Here is a 22,779-nt window from a genome sequence, read left to right as displayed (position 1 = left end):
ATTGACGTGCTGTCGGTCAAGCCGTCATTGCAGATTCATCTTGCTTCTCAAGCTATTCATGACTTCTGTCTTGTTCCCCAGATAGTCATTCAGCCCTCTTGCACGAAGATTGCAAGCATCGCAATTGGCGCAACCGCTGCCAATCACGCCGTTGTAGCAAGTCAGGGTCTGCTCGCGGATCAGGCTCAACTGATTGTGATGATCCGCCAGCGCCCACGTCTCCGACTTGTTCAGCCACATCAGTGGCGTATCAAGACGCAGGCGGTATTCCATGCCCAACTCGACGGCCTTGTTCAAGGCCTTTACAAACTCGTCACGGCAATCGGGATAACCCGAGAAGTCCGTTTCACACACCCCGGTAATGACCGTTTCAGCCTGTACCTGGTAGGCATAGATAGAGGCCAGGGTCAGAAACAGAATGTTTCTTCCCGGCACGAAAGTGCTAGGCAGGCTTTCACCTGAACTGTTCACCGTCGGCACCGGAATATTGTCTCGAGTGAGACTGCTGATCGCCAACTCATTGAGCAACGAAGCATCCAGCACTTTGTGGACTGTCGCCCCCAGCTGCTTCGCGAGCTGCTGCGCCACGTCTATTTCTGCGCGGTGGCGCTGGCCGTAATCAAAGGTAATACAGTGCACTTCATCATAGAGCGGCAATGCGTGGATCAGACAGGTCGTCGAGTCCTGCCCGCCACTGAATACGACAACAGCTTTTTTCTTCATCATTCTGCTTCCTGCATGAATAGAGTCATTTGAATATTTAAACAGCCCACTGACTGACACTCAATAAAAAGCCCCGCGCTTCTCTCGAAGGCGGGGCTTTTTCATAGCCTTTGCAGCTTATGGCGCGTAGGTCAGCAGCAGTTCGCTCGGTACCTTGAAATCCAGGGACATCATCACGCTCAGCGCGGTGATGGTGAAGATCGAGAACACGAACAGCTTGCGGGCCCAGACGGTGTCGTCCACCGCCTTGTAGCCGGTCCAGGCCATGTACAGCCAGTACATGCCCATCGCGGCCGCGACGGCCAGGTAGCTCATGCCGGCATACCCGCTGAAGGTCAGCATCAGGGTCGCCACCAGGAACGCCAGGATGTAGAGCAGGATGTGCTTCTTGGCCACCAGGATGCCGCGCTTCACTGGCAGCACCGGAATCGATGCGGCCAGGTAATCGTTGAAGCGGAAGATCGCGATGGCGTAGGAATGCGGCATCTGCCACAGGCTGAACATCACCAGCAGGGTCAGCGCGGCCATGTCGAAGCTGTTGCTCACGGCCACGTAACCGATCACCGGCGGCATCGCCCCGGACAGGCTGCCCACCAGCGTGCCGTGCACCGACTTGCGCTTGAGGTACAGGCTGTAGAAGCCGACGTAGATGACAAAGCCGATCACGGCAAACAGCGCCGCCAGCGGATTGGCCACCTTGTACAACAACGCAACGCCGGCGACACCCAGGAGGGTCGCGTAGACCAGTGCCACTTTCAGGGAGATCAGGCCCTGAACCAGCACGCGGTTCTTGGTGCGCTCCATCTTCAGGTCGATGTCGCGGTCGATGCAGTTGTTGAACACGCAACCGGAAGCTACCACCAGGGACGTGCCGATCATCGCGGCCAGGAAGATGGCCAGATCGACATGTCCCTTGGAGGCCAGGAAAAAACCGCCCGCCACAGAAAGCACGTTACCGAAAATGATCCCCGGTTTGGTGATTTGGATAAAGTGCTTGAGCGACATCGGGTCTTACCTCACTTCGCCATCATGTAGGTGTGGATGCTGAACATGATCCACAACGACAGACCAACCAGCAGGACGATCACCAGCGCAGCGAAGACGAACGCGATCACGTTGTTACGCTGGGCCTCGGAGCGGTCCAGGTGCAGGAAGTACACCAGGTGAACCAGGACCTGGATCACCGCGAAGGCGAGCACGATCATCAGGGTGATGGATTTCGGCAGGGTCGGGTACATCACCAGGCCGAACGGGATGATCGTCAGGATCACCGACAGGATGAAGCCGATGGCGTACGACTTTACGCTGCCGTGGCCAGCATCATGGCTGTCATGGGAGTGTGCATTAGCCATTACATAGTCCCCATCAGGTAAACAACGGTGAAGACGCAGATCCAGACCACGTCCAGGAAGTGCCAGAACAGGCTCAGGCAGCTCAGGCGGGTCTTGTTGGTTGCGGTCAGGCCGTGCTTGTTGACCTGATACATCATGATCGCCATCCAGATCAGGCCAGCGGTCACGTGCAGACCGTGGGTACCGACCAGGGTGAAGAACCCGGACAGGAAGCCGCTGCGGCTAGGGCCGTAGCCTTCGGAGATCAGCAGGTGGAACTCGTTGATCTCCATGCCGATGAAGCCCAGGCCGAACAGGAAGGTCAGGGCCAGCCAGCCCAGGACCTGCTTCTTGTTACCCCGGAAGAACGCCAGCATGGCGAAGCCGTAGGTGATCGAACTGAACAGCAGCAAGGCGGTTTCGCCGAGCACGTAAGGCAGTTCGAAGATGTCGTGGCCCGACGGGCCACCCGCTACGTTGTTTACCAGTACCGCGTACACCGCGAAGATCGACGCAAACAGAATGCAGTCGGTCATCAGGTAGAGCCAGAAACCGTATACGGTCATCTCGCCCGAGTCGTGGTGATGGTCATCGTGCCCATGGTCATCGACATGGGTGTGTCCAGCATTGGTCACTAAGTTCGACATGGTTTAAGCCTGTTCCAACGAGGTTTCTACACGGTTGGCCGGAATCTTCTTCTCGGCTACCAGGCGAGCGTGCTGCTCGGCTTCGATGCGTTCGATCACGTCGACCGGCACCATGTAGCCTTGATCATCGCGAGCCGCGTGGATCACGAAATAGATCACGGTACCGGCCAGGCTAGCGATCGCCAGCCACCAGATGTGCCAGATCATCGCGAAACCGAAGACGGTCAGCAGAGCACCCATCACCAGGCCGGTGGCGGTGTTGTTCGGCATGTGGATCGGTTCGTAGCGAGCAGGCTTCTGGTACGCGGTACCGTTTTCCTTGGCTTCGGTGAACGGGTCGATGCCATTGGCCTTCGGCAGTACGGCGAAGTTGTAGAACGGCGGTGGCGACGAAGTCGACCATTCCAGGGTGTGGGCATTCCATGGGTCGCCGGACACGCACTGGTTCTGCTTGCGATCACGCACGCTGACGTACAGCTGGATCAGCTGGCAGGCGATACCGATGGCGATCATCACCGCACCGAACATGGCGACGTACAGGTACGGCACCCACTCAGGGTTGGTCGTGGCGTTCAGGCGACGGGTCATGCCCATGAAGCCCAGTGCATAGAGCGGCATGAAGGCGACGAAGAAGCCCGAGATCCAGAACCAGAATGCAGCCTTGCCCCAGCCTTCGTGCAGCTTGAAGCCGAACGCTTTCGGGAAGTAGAAGCTGAAGCCAGCGATGTAGCCGAATACAGCACCACCGATGATCACGTTGTGGAAGTGCGCGATCACGAACAGGCTGTTGTGCAGGACGAAGTCAGCACCCGGGATGGCCAGCAGTACGCCGGTCATGCCGCCGATGGCGAAGGTCACCATGAAGCCCAGGGTCCACAGGACCTGGCTGGTGATACGCAGACGGCCGTGGTAGATGGTGAACAGCCAGTTAAATAGTTTCACACCCGTCGGGATGGAAATCAGCATGGTCGCCAGGCCGAAGAAGGCGTTGACGCTGGCCCCCGAACCCATGGTGAAGAAGTGGTGCAGCCAGACCATGAAGCCCAGTACCGAGATCGCGCCGGAAGCGTAGATCATCGAGTGGTGGCCGAACAGGCGCTTGCCCGAGAAGGTCGAGATGACTTCGGAGAAGATACCGAACGCCGGCAGGATCAGGATGTACACCTCAGGGTGACCCCAAGCCCAGAACAGGTTCACGTACATCATTGGATTGCCACCAAGTTCATTAGTGAAAATGTGGAAATCCATGTAACGGTCGAGGGTCAGCAGTGCCAGGGTAGCGGTCAGGATCGGGAACGAAGCGACGATCAGCACGTTGGCCCAGGTGCAGGTCCAGGTGAAGATCGGCATGTCCATCATCTTCATGCCCGGGGTACGCATTTTCAGCACGGTGGCCAGGAAGTTGACCCCCGTCAGCGTCGTCCCTAGCCCGGATAGCTGTAGCGCCCAGATGTAGTAGTCGACACCCACGCCCGGACTGTATTGCAGGCCCGACAGCGGCGGATACGCAACCCAGCCGGTCTTGGCGAATTCGCCGACGCCCAGGGACAGGTTGATCAGCACGACGCCGGAAACCAGCAGCCAGAAGCTCAGGGAGTTGAGGAACGGATAGGCAACGTCACGCGCGCCGATCTGCAGCGGCACTGCGAGGTTCATCAGGCCGGTGAAGAATGGCATCGCCATGAAGATGATCATGATCACACCGTGGGCGGTGAAGATCTGGTCATAGTGTTCAGGAGGCAGGTAGCCCGGCGAACCCTCGGTGGCCATGGCCAGCTGGGTACGCATCATGATCGCGTCGGCGAAGCCGCGCAGGAGCATGACCATGGCGACGATGATGTACATCACGCCGATTTTCTTGTGGTCGACCGAAGTCAGCCATTCGGTCCACAGGTAGGACCACTTCTTGAAGTACGTGATACCCGCGACAAGCGCCAGACCACCGAGGATGATCATGGCAACGGTCACCATGACAATCGGCTCGTGGAACGGTATCGCGTCCAGACTTAATTTACCAAACATCGTTTACTCCTCTGCCCCAGCAGCTGAATGCGAGCTCATGTCAGTCCCTTCCACAGCGGCCACTTCTTTCTTCTCGTGCTTGACCGGCTTGCCTGGTTTCATGCCTTCATACTTGTCGACGATTTTCTGAAACAGGTCCGGCGTGTACGAGGAGTACAGCGCGACAGGGTTGTTCTGGCTTGGCTTGGCAAGGGCTTCGTATTCAGCTTGATCAAGCTGTTTAGGTGCGGCCTTGACTTCGGCTACCCAGGCGTCGAAATCTTCCTGGCTCGTCGAGATCGCTTTGAATTTCATGCCGGTGAAGCCAGCGCCGCTGTAGTTAGCGGAGATGCCTTCCATTTCAGCTTTCTGGTTGGCGATCAGGTGCAGCTTGGTCTGCATGCCTGCCATCGCGTAGATCTGGCCGCCCAGGGCAGGGATGAAGAACGAGTTCATCACGGCGTCGGAGGTGATCTTGAAGTTCAGCGGAGTGTGCTCCGGGAAGCGGATTTGGTTAACCGTGGCGATACCCTGGTCCGGGTAGATGAACAGCCACTTCCAGTCCAGCGCGACCACTTCGATGTTGATCGGCTTGGCGTCGGATTCCAGCGGACGATACGGGTCCAGCGCGTGGGTGGACTTGTAGGTCACATAACCCAGGGCAATGATGATGAGGATCGGGACCAGCCACACCGCGATTTCGATCTTGGTGGAGTGCGACCACTTGGGCGCGTAGGTCGCGTTGGTGTTGGACGCGCGGTATTTCCAGGCGAACGCGAAGGTCATCACGATCACCGGGATCACGACCAGCAGCATCAGCAAGGTAGCGGTGATGATCAGGTTTCGCTCATCCAGACCGACCTGTCCTTTCGGGTCGAGCAAGGTCCACTTGCAGCCTCCCAGCATTAACATCATGCCAAGCAGCGGCAAAAAGCCTAGTAATCGGGGGTACCTGTTTTTACTCATCTCACGACCTCTAAAGCAGCTTGCGCAATGCAGTTGGGTTTTGATGGCCAACACTTCACCGTGCCAAGGGTTGGCATTTTTTCTTCGATTGAATAAGGGCCTGCCCGGCGCGTTACGCGCTGTTTGACAAATCCTGGGCTAGCAGTGAGTTCTTATTCGAATTCGTGGTCAAAGGCCTTGTTACAGACCAATTCCATTTGGTGCGGATATTTGGAAGGTGCCGACACCTGGGGTCGCATGGAGCGTCCAACGCCCCTCGACCGCCGCCGTAAGCTCAGGGTGAGCAGCGCCGGAAATTCAGTGCGGGCGATTGTAGATATGTAGCGTTTTATAAACCATGTCTTATCCCGAAATAATTTTTATCGGTTCGCGCAACAATGCGTGGCGATTATTGCAACGGGTCGCGATCATATCGAGATTCATTCGCAATAAAAAGCCCCAAAAACGCCTTCCAGCCAGCTCGAAAAAGGGGCCTTTCACTCGTGCAAAATCCACCGATGGCATCGCGCTATCCCTTGTAAAACGAGGGCTGAAACGATTTATTTAGATAGCCGGCTATGTTTGTTTTGCCGCTCACTGCGCCAACACGAACTGACAGACTTTTTCCGTTTCTGACACAAAAAAAACGGCGTACTGTCATCTGCGCAAACACAGGTGCGACACCCTCCATGTGACAACATGTCGCACGTTTATCGCACGTCCGATTGCCCCATATCACGCCCCTTTCGCACATTGTCCTACACGCAAAAAAGCCCCGGCCCCGAACATCGGGAGCGGGGCTTTTTACGCCGGGTCAGGCGCTTTGACGACGGTTACGAATGATGCCCAGCGGCACCAGCACCAGGGTCAGCACAAAGGCCACCAGCGCCCATTGCGCCAGGGACAGGCCCAGCACCGGCGGGTACGGCGTGGAGCAGAAGCCATCGACCTGGAACCCCAGCGGGAAGACGGTCGCCAACGGCAGGCTGTCGACGATCGGCTGCAGCACATCGATGCCGCAACTGACCGCAGGATGGGCCTGGGTGTAGGCGTGATGCCCCGCCACCGCCGCGCCGAACAGCGCGCTGAGCATGACCAACGCTTCCAGCACCGTGAGACTGCGACGGCTGCGCATGGCCGCGCCGATGAAGGCGAAAATCGCGATCAGCAGAAACGCGTAGCGCTGCAGGATGCACAGCGGGCAAGGCGCCTCGCCCAGCACCACCTGCATGTACAGCGCGCCGCCGATCAGCGCCAGGCAGATCACCCCCAGCAACACCAGAAAACGTCGCTCGCGCCCCAAGCGCAGTGTGTCGTCAGTCATCCTCAATTCCTTTCTGTCTGTGGCTCAACCCGATGGCAGCGCTTGCAACTGCTGCATCAGGCTGAGGTTGTCTTCGATATGCCAATTGGCGGTGATCCGGCCGTTGGCGATCTGATAAATGTCGGTTGCCCGGAAGTCTACACGCTGACCATGACCTTTGAGTGCATTGAAGGTCCCGCTGAAGTGCCCGCGAAAATGCAGGTGCAGCACCACCCGGTCCCCGGCCACGATCATCTGCTCGATTTGTGCGCTCAAGTCCGGCACCGCCGTGCGAAAGAAGCGCGACGCCAGCAGCGGCCCGGTCGGGCCCTGGACCCGCCCTGCAGGCGGCGTCATATCGACGAAGTTCTCCGCCAGCGCAGCCTTGGCCAGGCTTTCATCGCCGCTGTTCCAGAAACTGCCGTAGCGCCGCGCGGCCAGCTCCATGGCCTCGCGCTGGGCCTTGGGCAGGCTCTGGTCGACGACCAGGGTCTGCGCCTGGAGCAAGGCCGGCTCGGCGAAAACCAGGGGACTGGCGAGCAAGGTTGCGGCCAGGGTGATGCGGGGAATGGCTGAGAGTTGCATGGGATGATCCTGATCAGTGCGAACGAGCGCCTATCATCAGCATCGGGGAATTAACGATAAACAGGTTAAGAACGGATTAACCTTTAAAGGATTTTTACGAGTGCGGCCTGCGCCCCTGTAGCCGCTGGCGCAGCCTGCGATCGGTTGCGCAGCGACCGCCAACCGGAGCTCTCGGTTTGCCTGAGGCACTCGGGGGATAGTGTTGCGAACGCTGCGCGCTCGATCGCAGGCTGCGCCAGCGGCTACAGAAGCCAGCCTCCGGGCGGAGGCTGGCCGATGGGGGTTACTCCAGGGCCGCGGCCGGGCCGAAGAACTCGTAGCGGCTTTGCTTTTCCGGTACGCCCAGGGCCTTGAGGTGGCGCTTGATCACCGCCATGAAGGCTTTCGGGCCAAGGAAGTAGGCGTCCAGGTCACGCTCCTGCGGCAACCATGCGGCCAGTTGTTCCTGGCTCAGCAGGCCGACCTTGTCCGCCGCCGGGCTGACGCCGTCGTCTTCGGCATAGCAGTAGAAGCGCTTGAGTTGCGGATGCCGCGCGGCCAGGCCGTCGACCCAGTCGCGGAACGCATGCACCCCGCCGTTGCGCGCGCAGTGGATAAAGTGCACCGGACGCTGGCTGGCCAGGGCGGCCTCGAGCATCGGCAGGGTCGGAGTGATGCCGACGCCACCGCTGATCAGCACCAATGGCTTGTCGCTGTCCGCCAGGGTGAATTCGCCCGCTGGCGGGAACAGCTGGATGCTGGCGCCAACCTGCATCTGGTCATGCAAATAGTTGGAAGCACGGCCACCGGCCTCGCGCTTGACGCTGATGCGGTACTGGCCGGCGTCGGACAGGGCCGACAGCGAGTAGTTGCGGCGGATTTCCTCGCCATCGAGGAACAGTTGCATGCCAATGTACTGACCCGGCTCGGCAGCGAGAATCGGGCCGTTATCCACAGGCTCGAAATAGAACGAGGTGATTTCCGCGCTCTCCTGCTCCCGGCGGACCAGCTTGAATTCCCGCGCGCCGCGCCAGCCGCCCGGGGCCTGGGCCTTCTGGTCGTAGATCGCGCCTTCGGCACCGATCAGGATATCCGCCAACTGGTTATAGGCCGCGCCCCAGGCGCTCATCACCGCCGGCGTGGCGATCTCCTCGCCCAGCACTTCGGAAATGGCGCGCAGCAGGCAGCTGCCGACGATCGGGTAATGCTCCGGCAGGATCTGCAGGGCCACGTGCTTGTTGATGATCTTCGCCACCAGGTCGCCCAACTGGTCGAGCTGGTCGATGTGCCGGGCGTACATCAATACGCCGTTGGCCAGGGCCCGTGGCTGGTCGCCGCTGGCCTGGTGCGCCTGGTTGAACAGCGGACGCACTTGCGGATACTCGGAGAGCATCATCCGGTAGAAGTGGGTGATCAGGGCTTCGCCACCGCTTTCCAGCAGCGGAACGGTGGATTTGATGATGGCACGATCTTCGACGCTAAGCATAAGTACAACTCCTGAGCTTTCTGACTACTTGCAGGTTGTCCTTTACCAATCAGTTTTCGTGCCAACAATAAAAACCATATAAATCAATATCTTAAAATAATTGTAGTCATATCGACACACCGGCATTTATAGTCATTAAGACCATACGGAGTCATTATGACCGCAAAGTCCCTGCTCACCGCCTTGTTGCCCCTGGTCTCCGACCTGTCCCGCGAACTGCCTGAAGGCGAGCGCTACCGCCGCCTGCTGGAAGCCATGCGCGCCCTGCTGCCCTGCGACGCCGCCGCGCTGCTGCGCCTGGATGGCGAATGGCTGGTGCCGCTGGCAGTGGACGGCCTGAGCACCGACACCCTGGGCCGGCGTTTCAAGGTCAGCGAACACCCGCGTTTCGCCGCCCTGCTCAGCCATCCCGGCCCTACCCGCTTCGCCAGCGACAGCGACTTGCCGGACCCTTACGACGGCCTGGTGGATGGCCTGCATGAACACCTGGAAGTCCACGACTGCATGGGCTGCCCGCTGTTTATCGACGAACGCCCCTGGGGCCTGCTGACCCTGGATGCCCTCGACCCGCAGCGCTTCGAGCCGATCGAACTGGATGCCCTGCAGGCCTTCGCCAGCCTGGCGGCGGCCACCGTCAACGCCGCCGAGCGCATTGAGCGCCTGGCCCTGCGCGCCGAAGACGAACACCAGCGCGCCGAGGTCTATCGCCAGGCCAGCGGCCAGAACCGCGAGATGATCGGCCAGAGCAAGGCGCACAAACGCCTGCTGGAGGAAATCGGCCTGGTCGGCGGCAGCGACCTGACGGTGCTGATCACCGGCGAAACCGGGGTTGGCAAGGAACTGGTGGCCCAGGCCATCCATGCCGCCTCGCCCCGGGCCGACAAGCCGCTGATCAGCCTCAACTGCGCCGCCCTGCCCGACACCCTGGTGGAAAGCGAACTGTTCGGCCATGTACGCGGCGCCTTCACCGGCGCCACCAACGACCGCCGCGGCAAATTCGAGCTGGCCAATGGCGGCACGCTGTTTCTCGACGAAGTGGGCGAGTTGTCGCTGACCGTCCAGGCCAAGCTGCTGCGCGTGCTGCAAAGCGGCCAGCTGCAACGCCTGGGGTCGGACCAGGAGCATCAGGTCGACGTGCGGCTGATCGCCGCCACCAACCGCGACCTGGCCGAAGAAGTGCGCAGCGGCCGCTATCGCGCGGACTTCTATCACCGCCTCAGCGTCTACCCGCTGCTGGTGCCGGCCCTGCGCGACCGCGGCCGCGATGTGTTGCTGCTCAGCGGCTACTTCCTCGAACAGAATCGCTCGCGCATGGGCCTGGGCAGCCTGCGCCTGACCAGCGATGCCCAGGCGGCGCTGCTGGCCTACGCCTGGCCGGGCAACGTGCGCGAGCTGGAACACCTGATCGGCCGCAGCGCCCTCAAGGCCCTGGGTAGCTGCCGCGAACGGCCGAAGATCCTCAGCCTGAGCGCCGCCGACCTGGACCTGCCGGACGCCTCGGCACCGATCGCGCCCCAGCCCGCCCCGGCAGCCATGGCCGAGATTCCCGGCAGTGGCGATCTGCGCCAGGCCACCGAAAACTACCAGCGCCAGCTGATCAGCGCCTGCCTTGAGCGTCACCAGCACAACTGGGCCAGCGCCGCCCGCGAGCTGGGCCTGGACCGCGCCAACCTGGGGCGCATGGCCAAGCGCCTGGGACTGAAATAAAGAGTGCGAACCTTGTAGGAGCGAGCTTGCTCGCGATGCGATAGCGAACTCACAAGCGACCTTCGGCCTATCGCGAGCAAGCTCGCTCCTACAATTGTCGTAATACCGCGTGCGTTGATCCGCAAACCGACAAAGCCGCTAAAGCCAGCCCTCCACGCGTCGATAACCCGTTATCGCTAGCTGTTCGCGACCTATTGCGCGAACTACCTTTTTCCACAGAAGGTTTTTATGTCTTCCAACAAAGCCCGCGCAGATTCCCTTTCGCTTCTGCTGTTCACCTTGCGCAGCGGCAAGCTGATGGCAATCAACCTGCTCAAAGTCAGTGAAATCATTCCCTGCCCGCCGCTGACCAAACTGCCGGAATCGCACCCGCACGTGAAAGGCATCGCCACCCTGCGCGGTAATTCGCTGTCGGTCATCGACTTGAGCCGGGCCATCGGCGAACGGCCGCTGGAAGACCCGGAGGGCGGCTGCCTGATCGTCACCGACGTCAGCCGCTCCAAGCAGGGCCTGCATGTGCAGGCGGTGAGCAAGATCGTGCATTGCCTGACCACCGATATCCGTCCGCCGCCCTATGGCTCCGGCGGGGTCAAGTCCTATATCACCGGGGTCACCCAGGTCGACGGCACCCTGGTGCAGGTGCTGGACATCGAGAAAGTCATCCACGGCATCGCCCCGGCGCAGATCGAAACCGCGCCGACCGAGCTGAGCATGGAAGACGCCGAACTGCTGGGTAACGCGCGGATCCTGGTGGTCGACGACAGCCAGGTGGCCCTGCAGCAGTCGGTGCATACCCTGCGCAACCTCGGCCTGCAATGCCACACCGCGCGCAGCGCCAAGGAGGCCATCGACTGCCTGCTGGACCTGCAAGGCACCGCCCAGGAAATCAACCTGATCGTCTCGGACATCGAGATGTCGGAGATGGACGGCTATGCCCTGACCCGCACCCTGCGCGAGACCCCGGACTTCGCCCACCTCTACGTCTTGCTGCATACCTCGCTGGACAGCGCCATGAACGCAGAAAAGGCCCGCCTGGCCGGCGCCAACGCGGTGTTGACCAAGTTTTCCTCGCCGGACCTGACCCGCTGCCTGATCGAAGCGGCCCGTCACGTCGCCGCCCAGAGCGCCTGAGCCATGGCCGACGACTACTGCCTGCTGATGCGCCGCGACCTGACCGGGCAACCGGCTCCCGCCAGCTGGCCGGCCGCCTTCAGCCTCGACAGCTATCGGCCGGAACTGGCCGAAGCGGTGCATGGCCTGATGCACCTTGGCTACCAGGACGGCGGCGGGCGCGTGCCGGAGCTGGACAGCTGGCGCCAACGTTTCGAAAGCGACGCCGAATACGACCCGCAACTGTGCCTGGTGGCCCAGGATGCCGAGGGCGTCGTCGGGGTGATCCAGTGCTGGACCAGCGCCTATATCAAGGATCTGGTGGTACATCCGCGGGCCCGCCGCCAGGGCCTGGGGCGGGCCTTGCTGCTGCAGGCCTTCGAGGTCTTCCGCCAGCGCCGCGAGGCCTTTGTCGACCTGCGGGTGCTGGAAGACAACCAGCGAGCCCGCGGGCTGTATGACAGCGTCGGCATGGTCACGATCCGCCGCGAGCAGGTTCCCCACACGCCGCTGTAACCTGTAGCCGCTGCCGCAGGCTGCGATAAGGCCGAAGGCCTTCGGCGATCTTGAAACCTTGCGCCCCCTTCGGGCGCGATCGCAGCCTGCGGCAGCGGCTACAGATCTTTCATCGCCCGCGCCTCAGGCATACTCCTGCGCATACCCGCGAACGAAGGAACGCCCCGCCATGAAAGCCCTGTCTCTGAGCCTCGCCTGCCTGACCACCCTCCTCGCCAGCCAGGCCCAGGCCTCCAGCCCCGACGCCTGGGCGACATTCGACAAGCAGGTGCGGGCCAGCTGCACCAAGGCCAGCCAGCTGAAGAATGTCAAAGTGCTGGGCAATGCCGCGCAGTTCGACGACCGGGTTGGCTACAGTGCCTTGCTGCTTCAGGGCCAGTACCCGCAAAAACACATGAAGGGCCAGACCGGCATGGAACTGTGCCTGTACGACAAGCAGCGCAAGAGCGCCCATGTCACCGAATGGGATTCGATCCGCCCCGCCCTCGAGGCCAAGGGCCGGTGACTGGCGCATAACTTGCTTCGAGAGCGCTATTTAGAGGGCGATGTGAGTCATTCCGTCGCCGCTTCCACCTTTCGACTATGGCTGTCGGCTCAATGAATACTCGTTTTTCCTGCGTAGGCTGCGGCAAGTGCTGCAACGATCACCACGTCCCCCTGACCCTCGGCGAAGCCCGCCAGTGGGCGCTGGATGGCGGCCAGGTGATCGTGCTGGTGGAGGGGTTCCTGAGCAATGGCCTGGGGCTGCCGGCCCAGCAGCGCGAACACGCCGAACGGCGTTCCTGCGTGGTGCCCAGCGGCACAGCCCAGGCCCACGTGGCAATCACTTTCGCCGCCTACAACGTCGGCCCCTGCCGGAATCTTGACGAAGACCAGCTGTGCCGGATCTATGAGCGCCGGCCGCTGGTGTGCCGCATCTACCCGATGGAAATCAATCCGCACATCCCGCTCAACCCGGCGATCAAGGATTGCCCGCCCGAGTCCTGGGAAAAAGGCCCGCAGCTGATTGTCGGCGGTGAGCTGGTGGACCGGGAACTGGCCGAACTGATCCAGCGTTCACGCCAGGCCGACCGCGACGATATCCACAGCAAACAAGCCATCTGCCAACTGCTGGGGATTCACACCACCGCCCTCAAGGGCGATGGCTTTACCGCCTACCTGCCGGACATGGCTGCCCTGGCCGAAGCCATCGAGCGGGTCCAGGCGCAACCGCTGGCCGCGCCGGCCAGCGAGTGGCTGTTCCATGTATCTGGTGAAGACATTGCCGGGCAGGTGCAGGAGGCCGGCGCCCAGGTGGTGACCGAGGCGCCACTCACCTACGCCTTCATTTCCCTGCGAGCGGCCTGATCCGTAGCCGCTGCCGCAGGCTGCGATAAGGCCGAAGGCCTTCGGCGATCTTAAGGTCGTGCGCCCGCTTCGCGGTCGATTGTCCGAACGCGGCCCGAGCCTGCGGCAGCGGCTACAAAAGCTCAGGTTCAGCGCTTGCCCATCGAGCGACGGGTGCCGGGTGGCGCCGCGCCCGGGGTCTTGGTGTGGCCGTTGGTGGCGCCGTTCTTGTACCAGGGTTGCTGGGCATTCTTGGCCTGGGCGAACTCGGACGGCTTGAACGGAAACTTGAACGGCGCGATCGCCGGCTTGCCTTCGCCAGGCGCGTTGGCGTCATCGACCTGGTCGGCGCTGGGAGCGTCGGACACAGGCGGTTGTGCTGGGGTAGTCATGGAAGCTCCGGGGTGAAAAGCAAAGGCCGGGCCCGGGCAAGCGGGCCGCGAGGGCCGGCAGTATACCCAGGTTGCGGGTCTTTGACCTGCCGCGACCGGCATGGGCCAGGGTCATCGGTCGGCCTTTGCTGACAGCGCTGTCAGGCAGGCGTCACGTTGCTGACCGGGTCGGGCGGCTATAAAGGGGCCATCGATACTGGCCATCCTCCCGTCCCACCTGCCCCCCGGCGCTGGCGTCCATGCGTAATCGAAAAACAACCCTTGTGCTCGCAGGCGTGTTCGCCGTTCTCGCCACCGCTGGCCTGTGGCACCTGCTCAAGCCGCCCAGCACCAAACTGGCAGCGCCGACTGCCGTGCCGGTGCGGGTGATCAGCGTCGCCCGGCAGGATGTGCCGCGGTATGTCAGCGGCATCGGTTCGGTGCTGTCGCTGCACAGCGTGGTGATCCGGCCCCAGGTGGACGGCATCCTCACCAGGCTGCTGGTCAAGGAAGGCCAACTGGTCAAGGCCGGCGACCTGTTGGCGACCATCGACGACCGCTCGATCCGCGCCAGTCTCGACCAGGCCCGGGCGCAACTGGCGGAAAACCAGGCGCAACTGCAGGTGGCCCAGGTCAACCTCAAGCGCTACAAGCTGCTGTCGGTGGATGACGGCGTGTCCCAGCAGACCTACGACCAGCAGCAAGCGCTGGTCAACCAGCTCAGGGCCAGCGCCCAGGGCAACCAGGCCGCCATCGATGCGGCGCAAGTGCAGCTGTCCTATACCCAGATCCGCTCGCCGGTGTCCGGCCGCGTCGGCATCCGCACCGTGGACGAAGGCAATTTCCTGCGCACCAGCGATACCCAGGGCCTGTTCTCGGTGACCCAGATCGACCCGATCGCGGTCGAGTTTTCCTTGCCGCAACAGATGCTGCCGACCTTGCAGGGGCTGCTGGTCGCCGAACACCCGGCCACGGTGGACGCCTACCTGGGCGCCGATACCGACTCCGCCACCGGCGAGCGCCTGGGTGAAGGTCACCTGAGCCTGATCGACAACCAGATCGACACCAATACCGGGACCATCCGCGCCAAGGCCGAATTCAACAATCCCGGGCAAAAGCTCTGGCCCGGCCAGTTGGTGACCATCAAGATCCGCACCACCGTGGAAAAAGCCGCCCTGGTGGTGCCGCCCAGCGTGGTGCAGCGCGGCCTGGACAAGCACTTCGTGTATCGGGTCAAGGATGACAAGGTGGAAATCGTCCCGGTGCAGATGGTCTATCAGGACAGCGGCCAGAACATCATCAAGGGTGTGCAGGCCGGCGACCTGCTGGTGAGTGACGGCCAGTCGCGGCTCAAGGCCGGCTCGCACATCGAGGTGCTCAGCGAACCGCCGCAACAGATCCAGGCCGCGAACACGGAGCCGCAGCCATGAAGGGCCACGGCTCGATCTCCGCCTGGTGCGTCGATCATCCGGTCGCCACCCTGCTGCTGACTTTCGCCCTGGTGCTGCTGGGCGCCATCGCCTTTCCCCGGCTGCCCATCGCCCCCCTGCCGGAAGCCGAATTCCCGACCATCCAGGTCTCCGCGCAATTGCCCGGCGCCAGCCCGGAAACCATGGCCTCTTCGGTGGCCACGCCGCTGGAGGTACAGTTCAGCGCCATCCCCGGCATGACCCAGATGACCTCCAGCAGCGCCCTGGGCTCGACCATCCTGACCCTGCAGTTCACCCTCGACAAGAGCATCGACACCGCCGCCCAGGAAGTGCAGGCGGCGATCAACACCGCCTCGGGCAAGCTGCCCAACGACATGCCGAGCCTGCCCACCTGGCGCAAGGTCAACCCGGCGGACAGCCCGGTGCTGATCCTCAGCATCAGCTCCACGCAGATGCCCGGCACCGAGCTCAGCGACTACGTGGAAACCCTCCTGGCCCGACAGATCAGCCAGATCGACGGCGTTGGCCAGACCAACATCACCGGCCAGCAACGCCCGGCGATCCGCGTCCAGGCCTCGCCCGACCGGCTGGCGGCGATCGGCCTGACCCTGGCCGATATCCGCGTCGCCCTGCAGCAGGCCAGCCTCAACCTGGCCAAGGGCGCGCTGTATGGCGAGTCGAGCATCTCGACCCTGTCGACCAACGACCAACTGTTCCATCCCGAGGACTACGGCCAGTTGATCGTCTCCTACAAGAACGGCGCACCGGTGCAGCTCAAGGATGTCGCCCGGGTCATCAGCGGGCCGGAAAACGCCTACGTGCAGGCCTGGTCCAACGACCAGCCGGGGCTCAACCTGGTGATCTTCCGCCAGCCGGGGGCCAACATCGTCGACACCGTGGACCGCATCCAAAGCGAGTTGCCGCGCCTGGAAGCCATGCTGCCGGCCTCGGTGGACGTGACCGTGCTCTCGGACCGCACCAAGACCATCCGCGCGTCCTTGCATGAAGTGGAAATCACCCTGCTGATCGCGGTGTTGCTGGTGGTGGCGGTGATGGCGCTGTTCCTGCGCCAGCTGTCAGCGACGCTGATCGTCTCCAGTGTGCTCGGGGTGTCGCTGGTGGCCAGCTTCGCGCTGATGTACGTAATGGGCTTCAGCCTGAACAACCTGACCCTGGTGGCGATCGTGATTTCGGTGGGCTTCGTGGTCGACGACGCGATTGTCGTGGTGGAGAACATCCATCGCCATCTGGAGGCCGGCGACGGCATGCGCGAAGCGGCGATCAAGGGCGCCGGGGAAATCGGCTTCACCGTGGTGTCCATCAGTTTCTCGCTGATTGCCGCGTTCATCCCTCTGCTGTTCATGGGTGGCGTGGTCGGGCGGCTGTTCAAGGAATTCGCCCTGACCGCCACCTCGACCATCCTGATTTCCGTGGTGGTGTCGCTGACCCTGGCGCCGACCCTGGCGGCGCTGTTCATGCGCGCCCCGACTCATCATCCCCACGATCGCCCGGGCTTCGGCGAACGCCTGCTGGCGCTCTACGAACGTGGGCTGCGCCGGGCGCTGGACCATCAGCGGCTGATGCTCGGCCTGTTCGGCCTGACCCTGGGCCTGGCCATCGCCGGTTATGTATTTATTCCCAAGGGTTTCTTCCCGGTGCAGGACACCGGTTTCGTGCTGGGCACCAGCGAAGCGGCGGCCGACATCTCCTACCCGGACATGGTGGCAAAACACCTGGCCCTGGCGAAGATCCTCGGCGCCGACCCGGCGGTGGAAACCTTCTCCCACTCGGTCGGCGTCACCGGCAACAACCAGACCATCGCCAACGGCCGCTTCTGGATCGCCCTCAAGGACCGCGGCCAGCGGGACGTTTCCGCCAGCCAGTTCATCGACCGCATTCGCCCGCAGCTGGCCAAGGTCCCGGGCATCGTCCTGTACCTGCGGGCCGGCCAGGACATCAATCTCAGCTCCGGGCCGAGCCGCAGCCAGTACCAGTACGTGCTCAAGAGCAACGACGGGCCGACACTCAATACCTGGACCCAGCGCCTGACGGAAAAACTGCGGGCCAACCCGGCCTTTCGCGACCTGTCCAACGACCTGCAACTGGGCGGCAGCATCACCCATATCAGCATCGACCGCAGCGCCGCGGCGCGTTTCGGCCTGACCGCCACCGATGTCGACGAAGCGCTCTACGACGCCTTCGGCCAGCGCCAGGTCAACGAGTTCCAGACCGAGACCAACCAGTACAACGTGATCCTCGAACTGGACGCCAGGCAGCGCGGCAAGGCCGAAAGCCTGAATTACTTCTACCTGCGCTCGCCCCTGAGTGGCGAGATGGTGCCGCTGTCGGCGCTGGCCAAGGTCGATCCGCCCACCGTCGGCCCGCTGTCCATCGCCCACGACGGCATGTTCCCGGCCGCCAACCTGTCGTTCAACCTGGCGCCCGGCGTGGCCCTGGGCGATGCGGTGATCATGCTCGAGCAGGCGAAAAACCAGATCGGCATGCCCGCCTCCATCGCCGGCAACTTCCAGGGCGCGGCCCAGGCCTTCCAGAGTTCCCTGGCCAGCCAGCCGTGGCTGATCCTCGCGGCGCTGGTGGCGGTGTACATCATCCTCGGCGTGCTCTACGAGAGCTTCGTCCACCCGCTGACCATCATTTCCACCCTGCCCTCGGCCGGCCTCGGTGCGCTGATCATGCTCTGGCTGCTGGGCCAGGACTTCTCGATCATGGCCCTGATCGGCCTGGTGCTGCTGATCGGCATCGTCAAGAAAAACGGCATCCTGATGATCGATTTCGCCCTCGAGGCCCAGCGCCAGGGCGGGCTGTCGCCGCAGGAAGCGATCTACCAGGCCTGTATCACGCGTTTCCGGCCGATCATCATGACCACCCTCGCCGCTTTGCTCGGCGCCCTGCCGCTGATGCTCGGTTATGGCGCCGGCGCGGAGCTACGCCAGCCACTGGGGATCGCCGTGGTCGGTGGCCTGCTGGTGAGCCAGGCGCTGACGCTGTTCACCACTCCGGTCATATACTTGTGGCTCGAGCGGCTATTCCATCGGCCCACACCAGCGCCAGCGCTGGCAAGCACATCCTGAGGCGGGGTCATGCGCGTTCTGATTATCGAAGACGAAGAGAAAACCGCGGACTATCTGCACCGCGGCCTGACTGAACAAGGCTACACCGTGGACCTCGCGCGCGACGGCGTCGAGGGCCTGCACCTGGCGCTGGAAAGCGACTACGCGGTGATCGTGCTCGACGTGATGCTGCCCGGCATCGACGGCTTCGGCGTGCTGCGGGCCCTGCGCGCGCGCAAGCAGACGCCGGTGATCATGCTCACCGCCCGCGAGCGCGTCGAAGATCGGATCAAGGGCCTGCGCGACGGCGCCGACGACTACCTGGGCAAGCCCTTTTCCTTCCTCGAACTGGTGGCGCGCCTGCAGGCCTTGACCCGCCGCAGCGGCGGCCACGAACCGGTGCAGATCAGCATCGCCGACCTGTGGATCGACCTGATCAGCCGCAAGGCCAGCCGCGCCGGCACCCGCCTGGACCTGACCGCCAAGGAGTTCTCGCTGCTCAGCGTGCTCGCCCGGCGCCAGGGCGAGATCCTGTCGAAAACCGCGATCGCCGAGATGGTCTGGGACATCAATTTCGACAGCGACGCCAACGTCGTCGAAGTGGCGATCAAGCGCTTGCGGGCCAAGCTCGACGGGCCGTTCGAACAGAAACTGCTGCACACCATCCGCGGCATGGGTTACGTGCTGGAGAACCGCGGTGCCTCGTAATTCGATTGCCCTGCGCCTGAGCGGGCTGTTCACCCTGGTGGCCCTGCTGGTGTTCCTGCTGATCGGCGGCGCGCTCTATCAACAGGTGGACAAAGGCCTGGGCCTGCTGCCCGAGGCCGAACTGGACGCGCGCTACAGCGTGCTGGAGTCGGCCCTGACGCGCTTCGGCAACCCGGAGCACTGGGCCAAGATCAACAACAAGCTCAAGCTGCTCAGCGAAGAAGACAAGCGCATCAATTTCTGGGTGGTCAGCGGCGACCCCGCCTACGAATACGGCAACCCCGACCCGCAGATCCGCCGCTTCGCCCAGGGTCCGCTGGGCATGCGCAACCTGACCCTGCCCGGGCATCCCTATCCGCTGAAAGTGCTGGTCAGCCAGCTGCCAGCCAAGGAGCTGCGCCCGCCGCTGCGCTTTCTGATCGCCATCGACACCGAGACCGTCTACGAAACCCAGCACCAGCTGTTGATTGCCCTGATCAGCCTGGCCATCGTCGGCGTGCTGCTGGCCTCGGCGCTGGGTTACTGGGTGGCGCGCATCGGCCTCAAGCCCTTGATCGGGCTGTCCGAAGAAGCCCAGCGCCTGGCCCCGCCGAGGCTTTCCGGGCGTTTGCAGTTGTCGTCGCTGCCGCCGGAGCTGACGCAGTTCGCCAACTCGTTCAACTCGACCCTGGAACGGGTGGAACAGGCCTATTCGCGCCTGGAATCCTTCAATGCCGACGTCGCCCACGAACTGCGCTCGCCGCTGACCAACCTGATCGGCCAGACCCAGGTGGCGCTGACCCGCGGGCGTTCCGCCGAGCATTATTTCGAGGTACTGCAATCCAATCTCGAAGAGCTGGAACGGCTGCGCTCGATCATCAACGACATGCTGTTCCTGGCCAGCGCCGACCAGGGCAGCAAGGCCACCAAGCTCACCAGCACCTCCCTGGCCAGTGAAGTGGCGACCACCCTGGACTACCTGGACTTCATCCTCGAAGACGCCCAGGTCAAGGTCGAGGTCCGTGGCGATGCCCAGGTGCAGATCGAGATCGCCCACCTGCGCCGGGCGCTGATCAACCTGCTGAGCAATGCCGTGCAACACACCGAGCCTGGGCAGGTGATCCGGGTGCAGATCGATGTACAGGAACACCAGGTGGCCATCGCCGTGAGCAACCCCGGCCAGGCCATCGCCCGCGAGCATCTGCCACGGCTGTTCGAACGCTTCTACCGGGTCGATGCCTCCCGCAGCAACAGTGGCGCCAACCACGGCCTGGGGCTGGCGATCGTCAAGGCCATCGCCCTGATGCACGGCGGCGACGTGTTCGTGCGCAGCGATGACGGCATGAACACCTTCGGCATCTACCTGCCGGTCTGAACTCTCCCTCTGCTCTGTAGGAGCAGCCGGTCGACGCTCGATTGCTCGCGATAGCGGTGCGTCAGGCACAGCGCATTGCCTCTATCGCCGGCAAGCCTGGCTCCTACAGAAGCCAAGGCCACCACGGACCTGTAGGAGCGAGGCTTGCCCGCGATAGCAGTACGTCAGACACAACGCATTGCCTGCATCGCCAGCAAGCCTGGTTCCTGCAGAAGCAGTGTCAACTATTGCTTTTGGCGTAACAGTGCTTATCCTGTTCGGCGCTTTTTCCAGCTGCCTTGAAGTTATATTTTTGTCGCACCTAATTTGAACTTGCTCTGCAAGAAGGTCTTCAGAAATGTCCAACAGTATGGGTATTGCCAGCGCCTTTGTTTTGTCCTCCCTGTTCTTGGCCCCTATGGCCATGGCCGAAGAATCGCAGACTTTCGCCGCGCATAACGCTGCACGCGCCGCTGCATTCCAGGAAGCCCAGGAAGTGCTGGCTGCCAAGCAACAGAACAGCGAGCAGCCGCAGAACATCACGGCGGAACAGCGCCAGCCGGAAGTTCAGAAAGACAGCTGATACCCGCTACCGACTCGTTTCCCTCGACAACTTCTCTGCTCTACCTCCCGGAGTAAGTTGTCTTAAAGCCGCTGATAACAGCGGCTTTTTTTTGCCATGTAGAACCGACTGTTTCATTCGTTTCACCCAGAACAAGAAACACCCGAATCGACAATAACAACTGTCATCATTCATCCAAGGAGCTTTATACCGGTGAAGGTCACTTCAACTCTCAGCCCGTTGTTCATTGCAATGGCTGCAACTATCGCCCCCTGTGCCCAGGCGGCCGATCAGGCCAGCCCCGAAGGCTTCGTCGAAGGCGCAAGCCTCAAGCTCAACGCCCGCAACTACTACATGAATCGCAACCGCCACCAGCAGAACGATGACAACATCGAATGGGGCCAGGGTTTCCTGGGGATCTTCGAGTCGGGTTATACCCCGGGCACGGTCGGTTTCGGCCTCGATGCCAACGCCATGCTCGGCCTGAAACTCGATGGCGGTGGCGGTACCGACAGCTCGAGCATCCTGCCGATCAGCGACGGCAACGGCAAAGCCCCGACGTCGTTCTCCACCGCTGGCGCCACCCTGAAAATCCGCGCCTTCGACACCGAGCTCAAGGCCGGCGACCTGTTCCTCAACAATCCGGTGATCGCCGGCGGCCAGAGCCGCATGCTGCCGCAGACCTTCCGCGGGGTCAGCCTGAGCAACCACAGCTTCGACGGCTGGCTGCTCGAAGGCGGCCAGGCCAGCTTCACCAAGCTCTACAACCAGAGCGGCCGCCAGCGTATCGACACGGCCTACGGCAAACTGCTGGACGGCGATGAAAGCCGCCACCTGAACTGGGCCGGCGTGGCCTGGAGCGGCGTGAGCGGGCTGACCAGCAGCCTGTACGCCGCCGAACTCAAGGACATCTGGAACCAGTACTACTACGACCTCGACTACAGCTATGCGCTGAACGAGCTGGTGACCCTGAACCCGGGCCTGCACTTCTATCACACCCAGGACACCGGCGACGCGCTGCTGGGCGACATCGACAACAACACCTACAGCCTGCATTTCACCCTGGGCGTGGGCCATCACAGCCTCACCGCCGCCTACCAGCGGGTGAACGGCAACACACCGTTCGACTACATCAACCAGGGTGACAGCATCTACCTGGACAATTCCCAGCAGTATTCGGATTTCAACGGCCCCAACGAACGCTCGTGGAAACTCAAGTACACCTACGACTTCGCCGGTCTCGGCCTGCCGGGCCTGACGTCGGCGCTTTCCTACTCGCGCGGCGAGCTGGACCTGACCAAGGTCGATCCGCACAGCCGTGGCTACGCCCACTGGTACAGCGCCGGCGGCGAGCACGCCAAGCACTGGGAACGCGACCTCGACCTCAAGTACGTGGTGCAGGGTGGCCAGGCCAAGGACCTGGCGGTCCGCCTGCAGTGGGCCACCAACCGTGGCGGCAACGGTTATGGCGCGCTGGACAACGACACCGACGAATACCGGGTGATCGTCGATTACCCGATCAATGTGTTCTAAGCGCGAATACGCAAAAGGCCAGCATCATTTTGCTGGCCTTTTTTTTGTCTGCGATTTATACATGCGCCCGCAGGCGCGATCGGTCTCTGCAACTCTGCTCGCTTCACCCGAA

General features: G+C 62.4%; 21 protein-coding genes. 11 read left to right on the top strand and 10 right to left on the bottom strand.

The annotated features are described in order from the left end of the window. Positions 1-24: 24 nt before the first annotated feature. The 9 genes from queC to hmpA form a co-directional block, all read right to left on the bottom strand. Complete coding sequence (queC, locus tag PVZ78_RS14880; RefSeq protein WP_110176236.1) at positions 25-723, bottom strand: 7-cyano-7-deazaguanine synthase QueC; 699 nt, start codon at positions 721-723, stop codon at positions 25-27. Between the two features lie 117 nt (positions 724-840). Then, positions 841-1,728 carry a heme o synthase gene (gene cyoE / locus PVZ78_RS14875; RefSeq protein WP_007929705.1) on the bottom strand — a complete coding sequence of 296 codons (888 nt, stop codon included), beginning with the start codon at positions 1,726-1,728 and terminating at the stop codon, positions 841-843. Between the two features lie 11 nt (positions 1,729-1,739). After that, complete coding sequence (cyoD, locus tag PVZ78_RS14870) at positions 1,740-2,075, bottom strand: cytochrome o ubiquinol oxidase subunit IV (protein WP_007929704.1); 336 nt, start codon at positions 2,073-2,075, stop codon at positions 1,740-1,742. Beyond that, positions 2,075-2,701, bottom strand: coding sequence for a cytochrome o ubiquinol oxidase subunit III (locus PVZ78_RS14865; protein ID WP_007929702.1), 627 nt, complete (start codon positions 2,699-2,701; stop codon positions 2,075-2,077). Before PVZ78_RS14865 ends, cyoD begins: the two co-directional genes overlap by 1 nt. A gap of 3 nt (positions 2,702-2,704) precedes the next feature. After that, positions 2,705-4,723 carry a cytochrome o ubiquinol oxidase subunit I gene (cyoB, locus tag PVZ78_RS14860; protein WP_009045490.1) on the bottom strand — a complete coding sequence of 673 codons (2,019 nt, stop codon included), beginning with the start codon at positions 4,721-4,723 and terminating at the stop codon, positions 2,705-2,707. A 3-nt stretch (positions 4,724-4,726) separates the two neighbouring features. Further along, the gene (cyoA, locus tag PVZ78_RS14855; RefSeq protein ID WP_009050698.1) at positions 4,727-5,668 is read right to left on the bottom strand and encodes a ubiquinol oxidase subunit II; all 942 of its coding nucleotides are present in this window, start codon (positions 5,666-5,668) and stop codon (positions 4,727-4,729) included. A 793-nt stretch (positions 5,669-6,461) separates the two neighbouring features. Beyond that, the gene (locus tag PVZ78_RS14850) at positions 6,462-6,971 is read right to left on the bottom strand and encodes a disulfide bond formation protein B (RefSeq protein WP_273828881.1); all 510 of its coding nucleotides are present in this window, start codon (positions 6,969-6,971) and stop codon (positions 6,462-6,464) included. A gap of 24 nt (positions 6,972-6,995) precedes the next feature. Beyond that, positions 6,996-7,535, bottom strand: coding sequence for an ester cyclase (locus PVZ78_RS14845; protein ID WP_016703523.1), 540 nt, complete (start codon positions 7,533-7,535; stop codon positions 6,996-6,998). A gap of 283 nt (positions 7,536-7,818) precedes the next feature. Next, a complete protein-coding gene (hmpA, locus tag PVZ78_RS14840; RefSeq protein WP_273828880.1) occupies positions 7,819-9,000 on the bottom strand; it encodes an NO-inducible flavohemoprotein in 1,182 nt (393 codons plus the stop codon). Between the two features lie 156 nt (positions 9,001-9,156). Here hmpA and norR point away from each other — a divergent pair, with 156 nt between their 5' ends. From norR to PVZ78_RS14815, 5 genes are all read left to right on the top strand, one after another. Further along, on the top strand, positions 9,157-10,707 hold the full coding sequence (norR, locus tag PVZ78_RS14835; RefSeq protein ID WP_103331079.1) for a nitric oxide reductase transcriptional regulator NorR: 1,551 nt from the start codon (positions 9,157-9,159) through the stop codon (positions 10,705-10,707). A gap of 228 nt (positions 10,708-10,935) precedes the next feature. After that, positions 10,936-11,838, top strand: coding sequence for a chemotaxis protein CheV (locus PVZ78_RS14830; protein ID WP_009050702.1), 903 nt, complete (start codon positions 10,936-10,938; stop codon positions 11,836-11,838). Between the two features lie 3 nt (positions 11,839-11,841). Beyond that, the gene (locus PVZ78_RS14825; protein WP_016703526.1) at positions 11,842-12,333 is read left to right on the top strand and encodes a GNAT family N-acetyltransferase; all 492 of its coding nucleotides are present in this window, start codon (positions 11,842-11,844) and stop codon (positions 12,331-12,333) included. A gap of 169 nt (positions 12,334-12,502) precedes the next feature. Continuing rightward, positions 12,503-12,838 (top strand): hypothetical protein, encoded by a 336-nt coding sequence (locus PVZ78_RS14820; protein WP_009050704.1) that lies wholly within the window; start codon positions 12,503-12,505, stop codon positions 12,836-12,838. Between the two features lie 92 nt (positions 12,839-12,930). Further along, on the top strand, positions 12,931-13,680 hold the full coding sequence (locus tag PVZ78_RS14815; RefSeq protein ID WP_038634983.1) for a YkgJ family cysteine cluster protein: 750 nt from the start codon (positions 12,931-12,933) through the stop codon (positions 13,678-13,680). A 128-nt stretch (positions 13,681-13,808) separates the two neighbouring features. Here PVZ78_RS14815 and PVZ78_RS14810 read toward each other — a convergent pair whose 3' ends face one another. After that, entirely contained in the window at positions 13,809-14,051 is a 243-nt protein-coding gene (locus PVZ78_RS14810) for a hypothetical protein (RefSeq protein WP_009050706.1), read from the bottom strand. Positions 14,052-14,290: 239 nt separating this feature from the next. Here PVZ78_RS14810 and PVZ78_RS14805 point away from each other — a divergent pair, with 239 nt between their 5' ends. The 6 genes from PVZ78_RS14805 (at position 14,291) to PVZ78_RS14780 (ending at position 22,667) form a co-directional block, all read left to right on the top strand. Next, positions 14,291-15,460 carry an efflux RND transporter periplasmic adaptor subunit gene (locus tag PVZ78_RS14805; protein WP_273828879.1) on the top strand — a complete coding sequence of 390 codons (1,170 nt, stop codon included), beginning with the start codon at positions 14,291-14,293 and terminating at the stop codon, positions 15,458-15,460. Beyond that, a complete protein-coding gene (locus PVZ78_RS14800; RefSeq protein ID WP_273828878.1) occupies positions 15,457-18,552 on the top strand; it encodes a multidrug efflux RND transporter permease subunit in 3,096 nt (1,031 codons plus the stop codon). The genes PVZ78_RS14805 and PVZ78_RS14800 overlap by 4 nt, the downstream gene beginning before the upstream one ends. 9 nt (positions 18,553-18,561) lie before the next feature. After that, entirely contained in the window at positions 18,562-19,239 is a 678-nt protein-coding gene (locus PVZ78_RS14795) for a heavy metal response regulator transcription factor (protein ID WP_009050709.1), read from the top strand. Beyond that, positions 19,229-20,593 (top strand): heavy metal sensor histidine kinase, encoded by a 1,365-nt coding sequence (locus PVZ78_RS14790; RefSeq protein ID WP_038634991.1) that lies wholly within the window; start codon positions 19,229-19,231, stop codon positions 20,591-20,593. Before PVZ78_RS14795 ends, PVZ78_RS14790 begins: the two co-directional genes overlap by 11 nt. 337 nt (positions 20,594-20,930) lie before the next feature. After that, a complete protein-coding gene (locus PVZ78_RS14785) occupies positions 20,931-21,155 on the top strand; it encodes a hypothetical protein (RefSeq protein WP_016703533.1) in 225 nt (74 codons plus the stop codon). A 231-nt stretch (positions 21,156-21,386) separates the two neighbouring features. Beyond that, positions 21,387-22,667 (top strand): OprD family porin, encoded by a 1,281-nt coding sequence (locus PVZ78_RS14780; protein WP_273828898.1) that lies wholly within the window; start codon positions 21,387-21,389, stop codon positions 22,665-22,667. Positions 22,668-22,779 lie beyond the last annotated feature (112 nt).

The sequence above is a fragment of the Pseudomonas sp. SBT1-2 genome, assembly GCF_028640875.1.
GTDB lineage: Bacteria > Pseudomonadota > Gammaproteobacteria > Pseudomonadales > Pseudomonadaceae > Aquipseudomonas > Aquipseudomonas chlororaphis_I.
The sequence above is the reverse complement of the archived record's forward strand: the minus strand, read 5'-3'. Positions and strand labels throughout refer to the sequence as shown.

Excerpts from the sequence above, each read along its gene's own strand:
- queC (WP_110176236.1), bottom strand. The coding sequence starts at position 723 with ATGAAGAAAAAAGCTGTTGTCGTATTCAGTGGCGGGCAGGACTCGACG.
- cyoE (WP_007929705.1), bottom strand. The coding sequence starts at position 1,728 with ATGTCGCTCAAGCACTTTATCCAAATCACCAAACCGGGGATCATTTTC.
- cyoD (WP_007929704.1), bottom strand. The coding sequence starts at position 2,075 with ATGGCTAATGCACACTCCCATGACAGCCATGATGCTGGCCACGGCAGC.
- PVZ78_RS14865 (WP_007929702.1), bottom strand. The coding sequence starts at position 2,701 with ATGTCGAACTTAGTGACCAATGCTGGACACACCCATGTCGATGACCAT.
- cyoB (WP_009045490.1), bottom strand. The coding sequence starts at position 4,723 with ATGTTTGGTAAATTAAGTCTGGACGCGATACCGTTCCACGAGCCGATT.
- cyoA (WP_009050698.1), bottom strand. The coding sequence starts at position 5,668 with ATGAGTAAAAACAGGTACCCCCGATTACTAGGCTTTTTGCCGCTGCTT.
- PVZ78_RS14850 (WP_273828881.1), bottom strand. The coding sequence starts at position 6,971 with ATGACTGACGACACACTGCGCTTGGGGCGCGAGCGACGTTTTCTGGTG.
- PVZ78_RS14845 (WP_016703523.1), bottom strand. The coding sequence starts at position 7,535 with ATGCAACTCTCAGCCATTCCCCGCATCACCCTGGCCGCAACCTTGCTC.
- hmpA (WP_273828880.1), bottom strand. The coding sequence starts at position 9,000 with ATGCTTAGCGTCGAAGATCGTGCCATCATCAAATCCACCGTTCCGCTG.
- norR (WP_103331079.1), top strand. The coding sequence starts at position 9,157 with ATGACCGCAAAGTCCCTGCTCACCGCCTTGTTGCCCCTGGTCTCCGAC.
- PVZ78_RS14830 (WP_009050702.1), top strand. The coding sequence starts at position 10,936 with ATGTCTTCCAACAAAGCCCGCGCAGATTCCCTTTCGCTTCTGCTGTTC.
- PVZ78_RS14825 (WP_016703526.1), top strand. The coding sequence starts at position 11,842 with ATGGCCGACGACTACTGCCTGCTGATGCGCCGCGACCTGACCGGGCAA.
- PVZ78_RS14820 (WP_009050704.1), top strand. The coding sequence starts at position 12,503 with ATGAAAGCCCTGTCTCTGAGCCTCGCCTGCCTGACCACCCTCCTCGCC.
- PVZ78_RS14815 (WP_038634983.1), top strand. The coding sequence starts at position 12,931 with ATGAATACTCGTTTTTCCTGCGTAGGCTGCGGCAAGTGCTGCAACGAT.
- PVZ78_RS14810 (WP_009050706.1), bottom strand. The coding sequence starts at position 14,051 with ATGACTACCCCAGCACAACCGCCTGTGTCCGACGCTCCCAGCGCCGAC.
- PVZ78_RS14805 (WP_273828879.1), top strand. The coding sequence starts at position 14,291 with ATGCGTAATCGAAAAACAACCCTTGTGCTCGCAGGCGTGTTCGCCGTT.
- PVZ78_RS14800 (WP_273828878.1), top strand. The coding sequence starts at position 15,457 with ATGAAGGGCCACGGCTCGATCTCCGCCTGGTGCGTCGATCATCCGGTC.
- PVZ78_RS14795 (WP_009050709.1), top strand. The coding sequence starts at position 18,562 with ATGCGCGTTCTGATTATCGAAGACGAAGAGAAAACCGCGGACTATCTG.
- PVZ78_RS14785 (WP_016703533.1), top strand. The coding sequence starts at position 20,931 with ATGTCCAACAGTATGGGTATTGCCAGCGCCTTTGTTTTGTCCTCCCTG.
- PVZ78_RS14780 (WP_273828898.1), top strand. The coding sequence starts at position 21,387 with ATGGCTGCAACTATCGCCCCCTGTGCCCAGGCGGCCGATCAGGCCAGC.